Origin of the sequence: Streptomyces camponoticapitis (genome assembly GCF_014646115.1) — a bacterium.
In the GTDB taxonomy this organism is placed as follows: domain Bacteria; phylum Actinomycetota; class Actinomycetes; order Streptomycetales; family Streptomycetaceae; genus Streptomyces; species Streptomyces camponoticapitis.
Genome location: NZ_BMMV01000009.1, coordinates 144,900 through 161,778, shown reverse-complemented (window position 1 = coordinate 161,778; position 16,879 = coordinate 144,900). Strand labels below are relative to the sequence as shown.

Here is a 16,879-nt window from a genome sequence, read left to right as displayed (position 1 = left end):
ACCTGGTAATGGGCTGAGGTGAAGGAGAGACTGACTCCATGACCACTGTGGTCCGCGAACCGGACATCCGACGGCACGAACTCGCGGACTTCCTCCGCAGCAGGCGCGAGCGCATCACCCCCGAGCAGGTCAGCCTGCCGCGCGGCAGCCGCCGTCGCACCCCCGGCCTGCGCCGCGAAGAGGTCGCGCACCTCTCCGCCGTGGGCGTCACCTGGTACACGTGGCTGGAGCAGGCCCGCGACATCCAGGTCTCCGCCCAGGTGATCGACGCGCTGGCCCGCGCGCTGCTCCTCGACCCCAGCGAGCGCGCCCACCTGTTCGCGCTGGCGGGCGCCGTCGACCCGGCCCCCGGGACGCCGTGCCCCACCATCACGCCCGCCGTGCGGCTGATGCTGGAGCGGCTGGACCCGTTCCCGGCCTGCGTGCAGAACGGGCGCTACGACATCCTGGCGTACAACCGCACGTACAGCGCGCTGCTCTGCGACCTCGACGCGCTGCCGCCGGAGGACCGCAACTGCCTCTGGCTCGCCTTCACCAACGAGCGGTGGCAGTCCGCCCTCGGCAACCGCGCGGAGACCGTACGGCTGATGGCGGCCCGGTTCCGCGCCGACATGGCGGAGCACCTGGCCGAGCCCGCCTGGAAGACACTGCTCGCCCGGCTGCGGGCGGCGTCGCCCGAGTTCTGCGAGATCTGGGAGCGGCACGAGGTGGTCGGCACGGCCTCCAAGACGAAGAGGTTCATCAACGCGAGCGTCGGCGAGCTGAGCCTCCAGCACACCAACCTCTGGCTGAGCCCGAGCAGCGGCAGCCGTCTGGTCTCGTACGTCCCCGCCGACGACGAGGCCCGCGAGCGCCTGGAGCGGCTTCACGAGCTGACGCTCGCCGCCGTCTGACCCGTCTCACTCTCCCGGGTTCGGCGAGCCCGGCACCGACGCCGGTTCCAGCCGCTCGGCGTTGCGGCGGGCCGTACCCCGCGCCCACTCCCCGGTGGTCAGCGCGCCGATCGTCAGCACGCCCAGGCCGAGCCCGGTGATGATCCACCACGCGGGCCGGCTCGCGTCGACGAAACCCGCCTCATCGATGCTGCCGCGCTGCGTGGGCGACCCGGCGCCCGCCGCCAGCACCGCCCCGATCACCGCGACGCCGAGCGTCTGCCCGATCTGCCGGCTGGTCGACGCGACAGCGGCGGCCACTCCCGACTGGGCCAGCGGCATCCCGGCCACCGCCGTGTTGGTGATCGGCGCGTTCACCATGCCGAAGCCGATGCCGAACAGCACGTATCCGGTGAACAGCGACCCCAGATGTGTCTCCGCGTCGAAGATCGCGAACAGCAGCCCGCTCGTCGTGAGGGCGGTGCCCGCGATGAGCAGGGGGACCCGCGCCCCGTACGCGCCGACGAGCCGGCCCGACAGCGGCGCGCAGACGAAGGCCAGTGCCGCCATCGGCAGGAGGAAGAGACCGGCGTCCAGCGCGCCGAGATCCCGGACGTTCTGGAGGTAGAGCGTGTTCATGAACAGGAAGCCGCCGAGGGCGGAGAACGCGCACACGGCGATGGCCGTCGCCCCGCTGAACGGCGCGCTGTGGAAGAAGCGCAGGTCGATGAGCGGCTCGGCGCGCCTCGGCTCGTACAGCAGCAGCCCCGTCAGCGCGCACGCCGCGACCCCGACGAAGGTCAGGATCAGCGGTGACGTCCAGCCGGCCGTCGGGGCCTCGATGATCGAGTACGTCAGCGCGGCGAGTGTGATCATGACGAGCAACTGGCCGACCGGGTCGGGCCGGCGCGGCTTGGGAGCCCGCGACTCGGGGACGTACCGCCAGGTCAGCAGGAACGCCGTGAGCCCGATCGGCAGATTGATCAGGAAGATCGCGCGCCAGCCCACCGTCTCCACCAGCAGCCCGCCGATGACAGGCCCGGCCGCCAGCGAGATACCGACCACCCCGCCCCAGATCCCGATCGCGCGGGCGCGTTCACGGGGATCGGTGAAGATGTTGGTCACGATCGACAGCGCGACCGGGTTGAGCATCGAGCCGCCGACCGCCTGGATGATCCGGAACGCGACCAGCGTCTCCAGCGTCGGCGCGAGCGAGCAGAGCAGCGAGCCCAGCGTGAAGATCACCAGCCCGGTCTTGAAGACCCGCCGTCTGCCGATGCGGTCGGCCGTGGAGCCCGCGAGCATCAGCAGGGAGGCGATGACCAGGGTGTACGCGTCGAGGGTCCACTGCAGACCGGCGACCGTGGTGTGCAGTTCCCTCTGCATCGAGGGAAGCGCGACATTGAGGACCGTGTTGTCGAGGCTGACGATCAGCAGACTCATGCAGCACGTCCCCAGGATCACCTTCCGCCGGTGGGGACCGAACTCCTCCACGGAATCATGGGACGGCTTCGACCAGGACTTGAAGTGCGGGACCGGCATGGTGCGATGGTAGGTCCGGCACCCGGCGGGCCTCCGGCCGCCATGCGCGACAATGGACGGATGACCGCTCCGCTCGCCCCGTTCCCCGCACCGCCGCGCCCTCCCGCCACCGGTCCGCTCGCCACCGGTCCGCTCGCCGTCGGCCCGTACTCCGTGCGCCCGCCCGTGGTGCTCGCACCCATGGCCGGGATCACCAACGCGCCGTTCCGGACGCTGTGCCGGGAGTTCTCGGGCGGCAAGGGACTGTTCGTCAGCGAGATGATCACCACGCGGGCACTGGTCGAGCGCAACGAGAAGACGATGCAGCTCATCCGCTTCGACGCGACGGAGACGCCGCGCTCGATCCAGCTGTACGGGGTCGACCCGGTCACCGTCGGCAAGGCCGTCCGGATGATCGCGGACGAGGGCCTGGCCGACCACATCGACCTGAACTTCGGCTGCCCCGTGCCCAAGGTCACCCGCAAGGGCGGCGGCTCGGCCCTCCCGTACAAGCGGCCCCTGCTGCGCGCGATCCTGCACGAGGCGGTGTCGAACGCCGGGGACCTGCCGGTCACCATGAAGATGCGCAAAGGCATCGACGACGGCCACCTCACCTATCTGGACGCGGGCCGCATCGCCGTTGAGGAAGGCGTGACGGCGATCGCCCTGCACGGCAGGACCGCCGCCCAGCACTACGGCGGCACCGCCGACTGGGACGCCATCGCCCGCCTCAAGGAGCACGTCCCCGAGATCCCCGTCCTCGGCAACGGCGACATCTGGTCGGCGGACGACGCCCTGCGGATGGTCGCCGAGACCGGCTGTGACGGAGTGGTCGTGGGCCGGGGCTGTCTCGGCCGGCCGTGGATCTTCGGCGATCTGGTGGCGGCCTTCGAAGGTACGGGGGAACTCGCCCGGCCCGCGCTCCGCGAGGTGGCGGGCGTCATGCGGCGGCACGCGGAGCTGCTGGGGGAGTGGATCGGCGACGAGGCGCGCGGCGTGATCGACTTCCGTAAGCACGTGGCCTGGTATCTGAAGGGCTTCTCGGTCGGCTCCGAGATGCGCAAGAAGCTCGCCATCACCTCGTCCCTCGCCGAACTGGACGCGCTGCTAGGCGGGTTGGACCTGGACCAGCCGTGGCCGGACGGTGCCGACGGGCCGCGCGGACGGACGTCGGGCAACAACCGGGTGGTCCTGCCGGACGGCTGGCTGAAGGACCCGTACGACTGCGCGGGCATCGGCGCGGAGGCGGAACTGGACACCTCCGGCGGCTGACACCCGGCGGCCCCGCTCAGGGGTTCTGGAACGTGACCTCCGGGTTGTCCTCGGTGGGGCCGTCCAGCAGGGGCTGGTGGATGCCCCGTAGTTCCTGGTCGAAGAAGGCGCCCACGTACGACGTGGTGATCTCGCCCGAGCGGGGGCCGGGGAGCGGGGCCGAGGGGTCGGTCATGCCGAGCTGGGCGGCGAGGACGGGCAGGTCGATGAAGGTGAAGTGGCCCGAGTCGCGGACCGTGAGCCAGCGCTTCCAGCCGTCGAGGCGCTGCCAGGTGGTGGGCCAGGTGGCGTCCTTGCTGGTGGGGGCGTGGCCTTCGAGGGTGCCGAGCATCAGGAACGGGCGGCCGTCGAGGCCGGTGGCGGGGACCGGCCGGAAGAACGTGCCGTCCATGTTCACGCCCGCGCGGATCCGTCGGTCGACGGTCATGGCATGCGCCGAGGCGTTGCCGCCGAGCGAGTGGCCCGCCGCGCCGACGCGCTTCGGGTCGATCATCGCCGCGTGCCGCCGGAGAGCGGGCCTTCCGGCGGTCGGGCGCCTGGTCAGTTCGTCGACGACGAAGGAGATGTCGGCCGCGCGGTCGGCGGCGGCCTCGGCGAGCCGTTGACTCGACGCCTCGTCCGTCGGCGCCGCGTCGAGGACGTCGCACGCCGCGCAGGTGAGGGTGCGCCCGCCCGGGAAGCTCGTGCCGAACGACTCGTAGGCATGGTCCAGCAGGGCCACCACGTAGCCGCGTGAGGCGAGTTCTTCCGAGAGGCCGGTGAGGATTCCCCGGGTGAGGCTGAAGCCGGGGGAGAGCACCACCAGCGGGTGTCTGCCGTCGATCGGGCGGGCGCCGGTGCGCGCGTTCGTCCGGGTGCCGGTGACCTGCTCGACACCGACGACGCCGGTGAGCTTCTGGCTCTCCAGGAGCGCCTCGGCCTCGTCGTCCGTCAGGTAGGGGGCGCGGGCGCCGGAGCCGTCCGCGCGGGCCGGGTAGTACATCGACACCATCAGCTCGCGTGCCCCGGCGGTGGGTACCCAGGGGTCGCGGCGCTTCTCGTCCACGAGATGCCGGATCTCGCGCCCGACCGCGAACGGGCCGGTGGGGCGGGGGAGTCGGGGGACGGTCGCCGCGCCGTCGGAGGCGGCCGTCGTGAGGGGTGGCGACGGGACGGCGTGGGCGACGACCGTCGAGGCCGACAGCGGGAGGGCGAGGGCGAGGACAACCGCGGCTGTTCCACGGCGAGTTCGGTTCATGGGCGAGAGCCTAGGAACGAGGCGCGCCTCGCCGTACTGACGAAAGTCAACCCTCGCCCCTGCCTTTCGGCGCCAACTCCCCTGCGGGAGAAGGCACCAGGACGTGCCCGAGCCGGACGTGCCCGCGATCAGCACCGGCGCCCGAGCGGGACCATGACCGGCTCGCCCGTGATCCCGCCCGAGCGGGACCATGACCGGCTCGCCCGTGATCGTGTCGACTCCCCACGCCAAGAGGTGTTCGACCTGGCAGCGACCGGGCGACCGCCGCGCTACCGCTCTGCGACGTGCCGGAAGGCGGACCCGCCCGCTCTCCTTCACGGGAGAAGGCCCGCCTCGTGCGCGACGATCGCGGCCGCCGCCCGGTTGTCCACCTCGAGGCGGGCCAGGATCGAGCTCACATGCGCCTTCACCGTCCCCTCCACCACATGCAGCCGGCGGGCGATCTGCCCGTTGGACAGCCCGCCGCCGAGACAGACCAGCACCTCCCGCTCCCGGCCGGTGAGTGCGTCGGTCCTGGCGCGGGCGGCGGCGCGGCGGCCCGCCACGGCGCCCGCGCCGGTCGCCGCCAGATGCGCGACGACGCGGGCGGCGACCCTGGGCGAGAGATAGGCGGCGCCCTCGGCCACCGCCCGTACCCCGGCGATCAGTTCCTCCGGCTCGCCCGACTTGATCAGAAACCCGGCCGCGCCGCCGCCCAGCGCCTGGAGGATGTAGTCGTCCTCTCCGAACGTCGTCAGCATGATGACGTTCGTCTCCGGCACGGTGGCGCGGATCTCGGCGGCCGCCTCGATGCCGTCGAGGCCCGGCATACGGATGTCGAGGACGGCCACGGCGGGACGGTGACGCCGTGTCAGCTCCACCGCGTCGCGGCCGTCGCCCGCCTCCGCGACGACGTCCATGTCCGGGGACGTGGACAGAACGGCGCGGACTCCGGCGCGGATCATCGGTTCGTCGTCGGCGATCAGCACACGGATCATCGGCCGCCCGCCTTCGCGTCCCGTACTGCGCCGTTCACGGGGTGAACGCGTCCAGGGACACGAGCGTGTCGTCCCGGAAACAGAGCCGGTAGACGTCGCCGGAGCGGTCGTCGAAACGGTCGGCCGTCATCGCGTAGTACTCGCACGTCGTTCCTCGCTCATTCTTCTCCGCGCCGGGCGGCCGTTGGTTCGTCTCGCGGTCGGGCAGGAACGTGTCCACGGCCGACCTGTCCAGCCCCACCCGCAGCCGGGCGTAGTCGCCGGGATCCAGCACCGACCGGGACGCCCAGTGGGTTTCCCACTGGGCGAGCGCCCCGCTCAGCACCCCCGCCGTGACGAGGGGCACCATGACCGCCGCGACCAGGGTCCTGCTGACGCGGCGGCGGGCGGCCCGGTGCTCCTGGGGCGACGGGGAGGTGGAGGTGGACGGGGGAGGGCGTCGGGCCGGCGGGACATGCGGAAGGCGGGCGCTCACGGAGAAACCACCGTCGCGGGGGCCGTACTCGAAGCTGCCGCCGGCCAGCCGGACCCGTTCGTCCAGCCCGATGAGACCGCGTCCCGCCTCCCGGCCGGAACCACCCCGCCGAACCGCCGACCCCGGCGCCGACGGTGACGGACCGTTCTCCACCACGACGGTCGTCTCGCCGGCCGAGTGCGTCACCCGCACCGTCGCCCTCGCGTCGGGCGCGTGCTTGGCGACGTTCGTCAACGCCTCCTGTACGACGCGGAAGGCGGCCCGTCCGACCATCGCCGGTACCTCCGCCGGATCACCGTCCACATACAACTCGACGGCCAGCCCCGACCCGGACGCCTCCTCGGCCAGCCGAGCGATGCCCGTCCCCCGTACCTCGGGATCCCCTTCGGTCTCCTCGCGCAGGACACCGATCACCTCTCCCAGCCGCTCCACCGCGGCCGCCGCCCTCGTCCTGATGTCCCCGGCGACCGTCCGGTGCCGCTCGTCCAGGCCCGGCGCGAGCTTCAGGGCCCCCGCGGACAGCGCGATCAGACTGAGGTCGTGGCCGAGCACGTCGTGCATGTCCTGGGCGATCCTGGCCCGCTCGCGAGACCTCGCCTGTTCGGCGACCAACCGCTGTTCACGTTCGAGCTGTTCGGCCCGCTCCCAGCCCGCCTGTGTCAGGTCCTGCCACTGGCGCCAGAACCGGCCCGCGAACCACGGCAGCATCGCGCCGAAGGCGACCACACCGACCAGCCGGCTGCCGAGCTCCTGCCAGCCGGGCACGGTGGTGACCGGCACCACCCCGGCCGCGAGAACCGCCAGCAGTACGAGCGCGGTCGGACCGGTCCTGCCCGGCCGCCGCCCCGCCAGGAACGCGGCGATCACGGTCGGCACGGTCCACCACAGGTTCAGCGCGGCGAGCCCGGCGCACACCATGGTGGCGGCCGTCAGCAGGGCCCCGGACGGGACCGGCCTGCCGGCCCGCCCGGCCGGTCGTCTCCCGGTCGTCGTACTTCCGACCGTCGTCATGCTGTCCACGCGTACGACCGTACGGACCTCCGGACCCTTCCGACACTGCCGAAAGTACCGTCAGTGGCCGGCCACACCCGGCGCCGCGTGCCGCTCCAGCGGCGCCGCCGCGGCCGAGTTGGAGACACTGAACGCGACCGTGCCCGCGCGGTAGCGGTCGTCCGTCCACTCGATGGGGCGGCCCGCCGCCGTGTACGTGAGATAGCGCTGACGCAGCAGTGGGCTGCCCCGGCGGACCCGCAGCAGCCTGGCGTCCTCGCTGCCCGCCGCGAGCGCGTCGATCAGATGCTCGCCGTAATGGGCGACTATGCCCGCCTCCGCCGCGATGCTGTCCATGATCGACACGCAGTCCTCCGGCAGCGCCCGGACGGCGGGGGCCACCCAGTCCGTGTACGCGGTGCGCTCGACGAGGACCGGTTCGCCGTCGAGATGGCGCAGCCGCAGGACATCGAGGACCTCACTGCCGGGGGCGATATCGAGGCGGGCCGTCTCCTCGGCGGTGGCCGGCCGGGTCGTACGCGTCAGGATGCGGCTGGCGACCTCGCTGCCCATCGCCCGCGCCCACTGCGCGAAGCTGTTGAGCTGCTGGAAGCTGTGCCGCCGCTCCTGGCGCAGGACGACCCGGCGCGCTCCCTGGCGCGAGCCGATCAGCCCCTCGGAGGCGAGCAGCCCCACCGCCTGGCGGACCGTGCCCCGCGAGGCGGACCAGTGGGCCGCGAGATCGCTCTCGGACGGCAGGCGCGCGCCGATCGGGTACTCGCCGTCGAGGATGGACTGCCGCAGCGCCTCGGCGATCTCCAGATAGCGCGAACTCGCGGAGTTGCCCACGCCGTTGCTCCCCCCAGGTCGATCGGTGCCGACCGGTGTCGGTCCTGCCGTCATGCCTCAAGCCGTCCTGCCGTCGCGCCCCGTCGCGCCCCTCATTCCGGTCCGGTCGGTCAGCCGGCCCGGCTGTGCGCACGTACGCCTGTACGCGGATGCCTTCCAGGCACCGTACCCGTTCCCGCCCCTTCGTCCTCCACCCTCCCTGATTCCTGTGCCGATCAGGTGCTTTGTGGGCGTTTTTGTCTTCCACGCACTGTGCCGGGACGGCCATCGGCCGTTCACCTCCCGGTCATCCGCACCGGGCGAACTGATCCCAGCTTGTATGAACAAGTTGAGCTCTTACTCAAACCCTCATCGCTTCCGGGAGTCCCCGCGTGACCCGTATACGCATGCGCGCCAACGGCCGGCTCATCGCCGCCCTGGCGCTGAGTACCGCCGCACTCACCACGCTCACCGCCTGCGGCGCGAAGTCCGACACGTCCGCCGACGCCGACACGGCCGGCGGTGTGAAGGCCGGCGCCGCCGTGACCGTCTCCGACTTCGGCGGCATGGACGCCCTCGTCGCCGCGGCCGAGAAGGAGGGCACGCTCAACGCGATCGCCCTGCCGCCGGACTGGGCGAACTACGGCGAGATCATCAAGTCCTTCGAGGCGAAGTACAAGGTCAAGGTGGAGGTCGAGACGCCGGACGCCGCCAGCGCCGACGAGATCAACGCCATCAAGTCCCGCAAGGGCCAGGACCGCGCCCCCGACGTCGTCGACCTCGGCATCCCCTTCGACCGCAGCGGCGCCGCCGAAGGGCTCTTCGCCCCGTACAAGGTGACGTCCTTCGACAAGATCCCCACGGCCCAGAAGGACCCGAACGGCCTCTGGTACAACGACTACGGCGGGTACATCTCGATCGGCTGCGACGCCTCCCGCATCAAGACCTGCCCCACCACCTTCGCGGATCTCCTCAAGCCCGAGTACAAGGGCAAGGTCGCGCTCAACGGCAACCCGAACAAGTCCGGTTCGGCCTTCGGCGGTGTGTACGCGGCGTCGCTCGCCAACAAGGGCACCTTCACCGACATCCAGCCCGGCATCGACTACTTCGGCGAGCTGAAGAAGAGCGGCAACTTCATCCCCGTCGAGTCCACCCCGGCCACGGTCCAGAAGGGCGAGACTCCCATCTCGATCGACTGGGACTACCTGAACGCAGGCTACGCCGACCAGTTCAAGGGCAAGGGCGTCGACTGGCAGGTCGCCGTGCCGACCGACGGCGTGTACGCCCAGTACTACTCGCAGGCGATCAACAAGGACGCGCCGCACCCGGCCGCCGCCCGCCTGTGGATGGAGTACCTGTACAGCACCGAGGGCCAGAACCTCTTCCTCAAGGGGTACGCCAGGCCCGTACTGCTGCCCTCGATGACCGAGGACGGCTCCGTCGACAAGACCTTCGTCACCAAGCTGCCCGAGGTCGACGGCGACCCGACGTTCCCCGAGGCGGCCGACCTCGACAGCGTCAAGGCCGTACTCGCCGAGAACTGGGACAAGGCCGTCTCCTGATGGCCCTGTCCGCCACGCCCGCTCCGGGCACCTCGTCCCCTCCGCCCGCCGCCGACGGCACGCGCCGTCGGCGGCGCGCGCCCCGGCCGCACGGAACCCGGTCGCGGGCGCCCCGGCAGCGCGCCTGGCTCGGCGCCCTGCCGCTGCTCGCCTTCGCCGGTGTCTGCTTCGGGCTCCCCGTCGCCGCCGTCGTGTACGGCGCCTTCACCACCAAGGACCCCGTCACCGGAGCCACTTCGGCCACCGGCGCCAACGTCTCCACCTCCCTCCAGGGGCCCTACCTCACCTCCCTCACCGGGAGCGTCGAACTGTCGGCGCTGACCGCCCTGATCGGCACCGTCCTCGGGATGCTCATCGCCCAGGCCGTCGTCACCTCACGGCGGCGCGCGCTGCGCGAGTCCGTCCTCACCGCGTCCGGGGTCCTCGCCAACTTCGGTGGGGTGCCACTCGCGTTCGCCTTCGTGGCGACCCTCGGCATCTCCGGTGTCGTCACCGAGCTCGCGCACCTCGACGCGGCGGGCTGGAATCTCTACTCCTTCACCGGACTCACCGTGATCTACCTCTACTTCCTGGTGCCGCTGATGGTGCTGGTCAGCGTCCCCGCGCTGGACGGCCTGCGCCCGCAGTGGCGGGAGGCCGCGCAGAACGCCGGGGCCACGGACGCGCAGTTCTGGCGCCATGTGGGTCTGCCGGTCCTTCTGCCCACCCTGCTCGGCGGGTTCGTACTGCTCTTCGGCAGCGCGTTCGCCGCGTACGCCACGGCCGCCGCGCTCGTCGGCGGGTCCGTGCCGCTGGTCACCCTGAAGATCGCCGCGGCGCTCTCCGGGAACGTGCAGGTCGGACAGGAGAACGTGGCGCTCGCGCTGAGCCTCGACATGATCGTGATCGCCGGTGCGGTGATGGCGGTCTACCTGCCCCTCCAGCGACGGAGCACCCGATGGCTGCACTGACCCCGACGGCGTCCGCGACCTCGCCGGCGGCTCCGCCTCCCAAGGAGGCGACGCCGGCCGCGTCCTCCGTACGGAGGAGGAGCCGTCCGCGCGTCTGGCGGGGGGCCGTACTGGTCCTGGCCGGGATCTACTTCGTCGTACCGCTGCTCGCCTCGTTCGTCTTCACCGTGCACACGCCGGGCCAGGGCGTCTCCTTCGAGGCGTACACCGGCATCCTGTCGGCGGACGGGTTCGCGGACAGCCTGCTGCTCTCGCTCGGGCTCGCCGCCTGCACCATCGCCCTGTCGCTGCTGCTGGCGGTGCCCGCGCTCGTCGCCGTACGGCTCGGGGCGCCCCGGCTGGGGCCCGTCGTGGAGATCGTCTGCATGCTGCCGCTGGTGGTGCCGCCGATCGCGCTGGTCAGCGGGATCACCACGGTGCTGGGCTGGGGACCGGAGTATCTGTCCACGACGCCGCTCTACCAGACGTTCATCGTCGTGCAGAACGAGTCGTTCCCGCTGGTGCTGGTGATCGCGTACACCGTGCTGGCGCTGCCGTTCGTGTACCGGTCGCTCGATGCCGGGCTCCGCGCGGTGGACATCCCGACGCTCGTGGAGGCCGCGCGCAACTGCGGGGCGAGCATGCCGTACGTGATCCTCCGGGTCGTCCTGCCCAATCTGCGCTCGTCCCTCGCGGGGGCCTCATTCCTCACCCTGGCGCTGGTTCTCGGCGAGTACACGATCGCCGCGCTCCTCGGCTACCAGCCCTTCGCGGTCTGGATCGTCACCATCTCCGGCTCGCAGGCCCAGACATCGGTCGCGGTGTCCCTGCTCAGCCTGCTGATCGCGTGGGCGCTGCTGATGGTCCTGTCCCGCGCGGGAGCCCGCGCGGCCGCCGGAGCCACCAACCCGGCCCCGGGCGCCCCGACTTCCCTCTCCGGCAAGGAGTAATCCACCCATGTCAGCCACATCCACGCTGCCCGGCGGCGCCACCGGCCCGGGGCCGGCCGCCGCCCCCGGCGCCGCGGCCCCCGGCGCGCTCGTCGAATTCCGCGGCCTGCGCCGGGAGTTCGGCCCCACCGTCGCGCTCGACGGTCTCGACCTGACCGCCCGCCCCGGTGAACTCCTCGCCCTGCTCGGCCCGTCCGGCTGCGGCAAGACCACCGCCCTGAGGGTGCTCGCGGGCTTCGAGCACCCCGACGCCGGCGAGGTGCTCGTGGACGGCGAGGACATCACGCGCGTGCCGGCCAACCGCCGCGACGCGGGCATGGTGTTCCAGTCGTACAGCCTCTTCCCGCACCTCAACGCCCGCGACAACGTGGCCTTCGGCCTGCGCGTACGCAAGGTGTCCGCCGCCGAGCGGCGCGACCGCGCGGCCGAACTCCTCGGCCTCGTCGGTCTTCCCGAGCACGGCGACCGCTTCCCGCACCAGATGTCCGGCGGCCAGCAGCAGCGGGTCGCGCTGGCCCGCGCGCTCGCGCTGCGCCCGCGCGTGCTGCTGCTCGACGAGCCGCTGTCGGCGCTCGACGCCAAGGTCCGGCTGTCGCTGCGCGAGGAGATCCGGCGGCTCCAGCTCTCGCTGGGCATCACCACCATCTTCGTCACGCACGACCAGGAGGAGGCGCTGTCGATGGCCGACCGCGTCGCCGTCCTCAACGCGGGCCGCCTGGAGCAGTGCGCGCCGCCCGCCGAACTGTACGAGCGGCCGGCGACGGCGTTCGTCGCCGAGTTCGTCGGCACGATGAACCGGCTGCCGGGACAGCTCACCGACGGCGGACGGGTGGCGGTCGCCGGAGTGACGCTGCCGGTGGACGGCGAGATCCCGCGGAGCCCGGCGGTCGAGGTGCTGATCCGGCCCGAGAACATGACGGCGACCGCGGACGAGCGCGGTACGGCCACGGTCGTCTCCGCGTCCTTCTTCGGGTCCGTGACGCGTGTGCTGCTCGACCTGCCCGGCGGCGGCTCGGTGAAGGCCGACGTGCCGTCCCGGGACGCGGGGGCACTGGCACCGGGTGTACGCGCCACGGTCCGGCCCGCGGACCGCCCGGTGCTGGTCGTGCCCGCCGCGGCCGGGACGGGCGCGTGAGCGGGCCGGACGGCCACCGGGTACGTGTCCCCGCCGCCGTCCTCTTCGACATGGACGGCACCCTCGTGGACACCGAGTCGCTGTGGTGGGAGGCGGCGGCCGAGGTCGCCAGGGGACTCGGCCACCGCCTCTCGGACGCCGACGCGCCCGAGGTCGTGGGCCGCGCCGTCGCCGACACGGCGGCCCACCTCGTACGGATGACGGGCGCGCCCCGCCCGGACACGGTCGCCGCCGACCTCGCCGCGTCCTTCCTCCGGCGTGTGGAGGCGGGCGCGCCCCCGCGCCCGGGAGCCGGTCGGCTGCTCGCCGCCCTCGAACAGGCGGGAGTGCCCTTCGCGTTGGTCAGCGCCTCACCGCGCAGCGTGGTCGACTCGGTCGTCGCGGGCTCGCTGGCCGATGTCGCCTTCGCCTTCACGCTGTCGGCCGACGACACCGTACGGACCAAGCCGTACCCGGATCCCTACCGGGCGGCGGCCGAGCGCTTCGGTGTCGCGCCCGGCGCGTGCGTGGCCGTGGAGGACTCCCCGGACGGCACGGCCTCCGCCGAGGCCGCCGGGTGTCCCGTCCTCGTCGTTCCCTCGCTCCTGCCGGTGGCGCCGGGGAAGGGCCGGTACTTCGCGAGCAGTCTGGAGGACGTGGATCCGGCGGTACTGGAGGGCGTGATTCTCGCCACGTCTGATAGATCCTTCGCTCAGACGAGCGGTTGACGCGCGACTGCACTTCCGGAAGGGGTGGCACTGGGTGCCACCCCTTCCGCGTTCGAGAGGTGAACTCAGAAGTCGCCATCACCGCTCAGGTGAGCGCGTTGTCCCATGCGAAGGTCATGGCCGGTTCGAGGCGTGAAGGGGCTCGGGATCGGTGACCCCCCGTCATTCGCATTCGATCCAGTGGCGGACGGGTGGTTGCGGCCGTATGACGGACAAGTGGACATGTCCAGGCACCTTCGATCTGGGTATGTTCCTCGCCGTCAGGGCAGCCAGCGCCTCCCGGAGGAGTCGAGATCCGTGTCGAGAAGCAAAGACACCCACGTAGCGACAGACACCGCCCCGCAGGACCGGAAGTTCGTCTACGACTTCACCGAGGGCAACAAGGATCTCAAGGGCCTCCTCGGCGGCAAGGGCGCCAACCTCGCCGAGATGACCAACCTCGGGCTGCCCGTCCCTCCGGGCTTCACGATCACCAGCGAGGCGTGCAAGGTCTACCTCGACACCGGCGCGGAGCCGCCCGCCCTGCGGGCGGAGGTCGGCGAACACCTCGACGCCCTCGAACGCACGATGGGCAAGAGGCTCGGCCAGTCCGACGACCCGCTGCTCGTCTCCGTACGGTCCGGCGCCAAGTTCTCCATGCCCGGGATGATGGACACCGTCCTCAACATCGGCCTCTCCGACAAGTCCGTCGCCGGCCTCGCCAAACAGTCCGGCGACGAGCGCTTCGCCTGGGACTCCTACCGCCGGCTCATCCAGATGTTCGGCAAGACCGTCCTCGGCGTCGACGGCGACCACTTCGAGGAGGCGCTGGAGGAGGCCAAGCGGGCGAAGAGGGCCGCCACCGACGTCGACCTCGACGCCGCCGACCTGAAGAAGCTGGTCAAGCAGTTCAAGAAGATCGTCTCGCGCGACGCGGGACGTGACTTCCCGCAGGACCCGCGTGAGCAGATGGATCTCGCCATCTGCTCCGTCTTCGAGTCCTGGAACACCGACCGCGCCAAGCTCTACCGCCGCCAGGAGCGCATCCCGGGCGACCTCGGCACCGCCGTGAACATCTGCTCCATGGTCTTCGGCAACCTCGGCCCGGACTCCGGCACCGGTGTCGCCTTCACCCGCGACCCGGCCAGCGGTCACCAGGGTGTGTACGGCGACTACCTCCAGAACGCGCAGGGTGAGGACGTCGTCGCCGGTATCCGCAACACCGTGCCGCTCGCCGATCTGGAGACCATCGACAAGAGGTCGTACGACCGGCTGATGCAGATCATGGAGACCCTGGAGACGCACTACCGGGACCTCTGCGACATCGAGTTCACCATCGAGCGCGGCGAGTTGTGGATGCTGCAGACCCGCGTCGGCAAGCGCACCGCCGGTGCCGCCTTCCGGATCGCGACCCAGCTCGTCGACCAGGGCCTGATCGACGAGGCGGAGGCGCTCCAGCGCGTCAACGGGGCGCAGCTGGCCCAGTTGATGTTCCCGCGCTTCGAGGACGACCGGGCCCGCGGCGGGAAGGGGTCCGAGCTGCTGGGGCGCGGTATCGCCGCTTCGCCCGGGGCCGCCGTCGGCAAGGCGGTCTTCGACTCGTACACCGCGGTCAAGTGGTCGCGCTCCGGCGAGAAGGTCATCCTCATCCGCCGTGAGACCAACCCGGACGACCTGGACGGCATGATCGCCGCCGAGGGCATCCTGACCTCGCGCGGCGGCAAGACCTCGCACGCCGCCGTCGTCGCCCGCGGCATGGGCAAGACCTGTGTCTGCGGGGCGGAGGAGCTGGAGGTCGACACCAAGCGGCGCCGGATGACCGTCGGCAAGACCGTCGTCGAGGAGGGCGACATCGTCTCCGTCGACGGCTCGACCGGCAAGGTCTACCTCGGCGAGGTACCGGTCGTCCCCTCGCCGGTGGTCGAGTACTTCGAGGGCCGTATGCACGCGGGCGCCGACGACGCGGACGAACTGGTCGAGGCCGTGCACCGGATGATGGCGTACGCCGACCGCCGCCGCCGGCTGCGGGTGCGGGCCAACGCCGACAACACCGAGGACGCGCTTCGCGCCCGGCGCTTCGGCGCGCAGGGCATCGGACTGTGCCGTACCGAGCACATGTTCCTCGGTGAACGCCGGGCCATGGTCGAGAAGTTGATCCTCGCGGACACCGACGACGAGCGCGAGCTGGCCCTGAAGAACCTGCTGCCGTTGCAGCGGAAGGACTTCGTCGAGCTGTTCGAGGCGATGGACGGACTGCCCGTCACCGTACGGCTGCTGGACCCGCCGCTGCACGAGTTCCTGCCCGACATCACCGAGTTGTCGGTGCGGGTCGCCCTCGCCGAGGCCCGGAAGGACCACAACGAGAACGACCTGCGGCTGCTCCAGGCCGTGCACAAACTGCACGAGCAGAACCCGATGCTGGGACTGCGCGGCGTACGGCTCGGCCTGGTCATCCCCGGACTGTTCGCGATGCAGGTGCGGGCCATCGCCGAGGCCGCGGCCGAGCGCAAGCGGGCCAAGGGCGACCCGCGCCCCGAGATCATGATCCCGCTCGTCGGCACCGTCCAGGAGCTGGAGATCGTCCGCGACGAGGCCGAACAGGTCATCGCCGAGGTACGGCGGACCAGCGGCACCGATCTCAAACTGGCGCTCGGCACGATGATCGAACTCCCCCGTGCCGCGCTGACGGCAGGTCAGATCGCCGAGGCCGCCGAGTTCTTCTCCTTCGGTACGAACGACCTCACCCAGACCGTCTGGGGATTCTCCCGCGACGACGTCGAGGCGAGCTTCTTCACCGCGTATCTGGAGAAGGGCATCTTCGGGGTGTCCCCGTTCGAGACCATCGACATGGACGGTGTCGGGGCGCTCGTGCGCAGCGCGAGCGAGGCCGGCCGCAAGACGCGGCCCGATCTGAAGCTGGGCATCTGCGGCGAGCACGGCGGCGACCCCGAGTCGGTGCACTTCTTCCACGAGGTGGGCCTGGACTACGTGTCCTGCTCGCCGTTCCGGATCCCCGTGGCGCGGCTGGAGGCCGGGCGGGCGGCGGCGCTCTCGGACGGCTCCGGCGACTCGCGCTGAGCCTCCGGCGTATTCGCCGGCGCCGGACGACGGGCACGGTATCGCTTCGCGCCGAATGTGAAATGGCTCGCACCCGCTCTTCCCGAAATGGATAAGACCGGGACGGAAACAAATCGGGGTGCGGCCGGTGGATCCCCATCCATCGGCCGCACCCCATTTTTCAGGCCGGGCGCGGAGCCGTAACCCTCACCGACCGCCGCCGAGCGCGCAAAGCCCCCCACGGCCTTCACAGCGCCTTTCCGGTGGTTCGGGTTTCGCGCCTGACCCGGTACAGCCTTTCGTTTCGCACCCGGACCACGCGATGCGTTTCAACTGTGGCTGAAACTCCGTGGTGACGGCCTGTGATGACGTGCATACTCATCGCTGG

Annotated in this window: 13 protein-coding genes; 8 read left to right on the top strand and 5 right to left on the bottom strand. The window is 71.4% G+C overall.

Annotated features, from left to right (window positions below):
* The first annotated feature begins 38 nt into the window (after positions 1–38).
* On the top strand, positions 39–893 hold the full coding sequence (locus IEY79_RS16535) for a helix-turn-helix transcriptional regulator (protein WP_189108246.1): 855 nt from the start codon (positions 39–41) through the stop codon (positions 891–893).
* Positions 894–899: 6 nt separating this feature from the next.
* Here the strand turns inward: IEY79_RS16535 and IEY79_RS16530 are convergent, their stop codons facing one another.
* A complete protein-coding gene (locus tag IEY79_RS16530) occupies positions 900–2,414 on the bottom strand; it encodes an MFS transporter (RefSeq protein ID WP_189108245.1) in 1,515 nt (504 codons plus the stop codon).
* Between the two features lie 42 nt (positions 2,415–2,456).
* Between IEY79_RS16530 and dusB the strand changes: the two genes are divergently transcribed.
* Positions 2,457–3,665, top strand: a complete 1,209-nt coding sequence (dusB, locus tag IEY79_RS16525) for a tRNA dihydrouridine synthase DusB (RefSeq protein ID WP_373292553.1) — start codon at positions 2,457–2,459, stop codon at positions 3,663–3,665.
* Between the two features lie 16 nt (positions 3,666–3,681).
* On the opposite strand, the gene IEY79_RS16520 is transcribed toward dusB, so the two are convergent.
* From IEY79_RS16520 to IEY79_RS16505, 4 genes are all read right to left on the bottom strand, one after another.
* Entirely contained in the window at positions 3,682–4,902 is a 1,221-nt protein-coding gene (locus tag IEY79_RS16520; protein ID WP_189108243.1) for an alpha/beta hydrolase family protein, read from the bottom strand.
* A gap of 314 nt (positions 4,903–5,216) precedes the next feature.
* Positions 5,217–5,879 (bottom strand): response regulator transcription factor, encoded by a 663-nt coding sequence (locus IEY79_RS16515; protein WP_189108242.1) that lies wholly within the window; start codon positions 5,877–5,879, stop codon positions 5,217–5,219.
* Positions 5,880–5,913: 34 nt separating this feature from the next.
* Entirely contained in the window at positions 5,914–7,365 is a 1,452-nt protein-coding gene (locus IEY79_RS16510; protein ID WP_189108330.1) for a sensor histidine kinase, read from the bottom strand.
* Between the two features lie 60 nt (positions 7,366–7,425).
* Complete coding sequence (locus IEY79_RS16505) at positions 7,426–8,193, bottom strand: GntR family transcriptional regulator (protein ID WP_229700900.1); 768 nt, start codon at positions 8,191–8,193, stop codon at positions 7,426–7,428.
* Positions 8,194–8,579: 386 nt separating this feature from the next.
* Here IEY79_RS16505 and IEY79_RS16500 point away from each other — a divergent pair, with 386 nt between their 5' ends.
* From IEY79_RS16500 to ppdK, 6 genes are all read left to right on the top strand, one after another.
* Complete coding sequence (locus IEY79_RS16500) at positions 8,580–9,734, top strand: ABC transporter substrate-binding protein (RefSeq protein ID WP_189108329.1); 1,155 nt, start codon at positions 8,580–8,582, stop codon at positions 9,732–9,734.
* Positions 9,734–10,684 carry an ABC transporter permease gene (locus IEY79_RS16495; RefSeq protein ID WP_189108240.1) on the top strand — a complete coding sequence of 317 codons (951 nt, stop codon included), beginning with the start codon at positions 9,734–9,736 and terminating at the stop codon, positions 10,682–10,684. Before IEY79_RS16500 ends, IEY79_RS16495 begins: the two co-directional genes overlap by 1 nt.
* Positions 10,672–11,613, top strand: coding sequence for an ABC transporter permease (locus tag IEY79_RS16490; protein WP_189108239.1), 942 nt, complete (start codon positions 10,672–10,674; stop codon positions 11,611–11,613). The genes IEY79_RS16495 and IEY79_RS16490 overlap by 13 nt, the downstream gene beginning before the upstream one ends.
* A 7-nt stretch (positions 11,614–11,620) precedes the next feature.
* Positions 11,621–12,748 carry an ABC transporter ATP-binding protein gene (locus tag IEY79_RS16485; protein WP_189108238.1) on the top strand — a complete coding sequence of 376 codons (1,128 nt, stop codon included), beginning with the start codon at positions 11,621–11,623 and terminating at the stop codon, positions 12,746–12,748.
* Positions 12,745–13,455, top strand: a complete 711-nt coding sequence (locus IEY79_RS16480) for an HAD family hydrolase (RefSeq protein ID WP_268240591.1) — start codon at positions 12,745–12,747, stop codon at positions 13,453–13,455. Before IEY79_RS16485 ends, IEY79_RS16480 begins: the two co-directional genes overlap by 4 nt.
* A gap of 297 nt (positions 13,456–13,752) precedes the next feature.
* On the top strand, positions 13,753–16,512 hold the full coding sequence (gene ppdK, locus IEY79_RS16475) for a pyruvate, phosphate dikinase (RefSeq protein ID WP_189108237.1): 2,760 nt from the start codon (positions 13,753–13,755) through the stop codon (positions 16,510–16,512).
* Positions 16,513–16,879: the final 367 nt, after the last annotated feature.

Excerpts from the sequence above, each read along its gene's own strand:
- IEY79_RS16535 (WP_189108246.1), top strand. The coding sequence starts at position 39 with ATGACCACTGTGGTCCGCGAACCGGACATCCGACGGCACGAACTCGCG.
- IEY79_RS16530 (WP_189108245.1), bottom strand. The coding sequence starts at position 2,414 with ATGCCGGTCCCGCACTTCAAGTCCTGGTCGAAGCCGTCCCATGATTCC.
- dusB (WP_373292553.1), top strand. The coding sequence starts at position 2,457 with ATGCGCGACAATGGACGGATGACCGCTCCGCTCGCCCCGTTCCCCGCA.
- IEY79_RS16520 (WP_189108243.1), bottom strand. The coding sequence starts at position 4,902 with ATGAACCGAACTCGCCGTGGAACAGCCGCGGTTGTCCTCGCCCTCGCC.
- IEY79_RS16515 (WP_189108242.1), bottom strand. The coding sequence starts at position 5,879 with ATGATCCGTGTGCTGATCGCCGACGACGAACCGATGATCCGCGCCGGA.
- IEY79_RS16510 (WP_189108330.1), bottom strand. The coding sequence starts at position 7,365 with ATGACGACGGTCGGAAGTACGACGACCGGGAGACGACCGGCCGGGCGG.
- IEY79_RS16500 (WP_189108329.1), top strand. The coding sequence starts at position 8,580 with ATGCGCGCCAACGGCCGGCTCATCGCCGCCCTGGCGCTGAGTACCGCC.
- IEY79_RS16495 (WP_189108240.1), top strand. The coding sequence starts at position 9,734 with ATGGCCCTGTCCGCCACGCCCGCTCCGGGCACCTCGTCCCCTCCGCCC.
- IEY79_RS16490 (WP_189108239.1), top strand. The coding sequence starts at position 10,672 with ATGGCTGCACTGACCCCGACGGCGTCCGCGACCTCGCCGGCGGCTCCG.
- IEY79_RS16485 (WP_189108238.1), top strand. The coding sequence starts at position 11,621 with ATGTCAGCCACATCCACGCTGCCCGGCGGCGCCACCGGCCCGGGGCCG.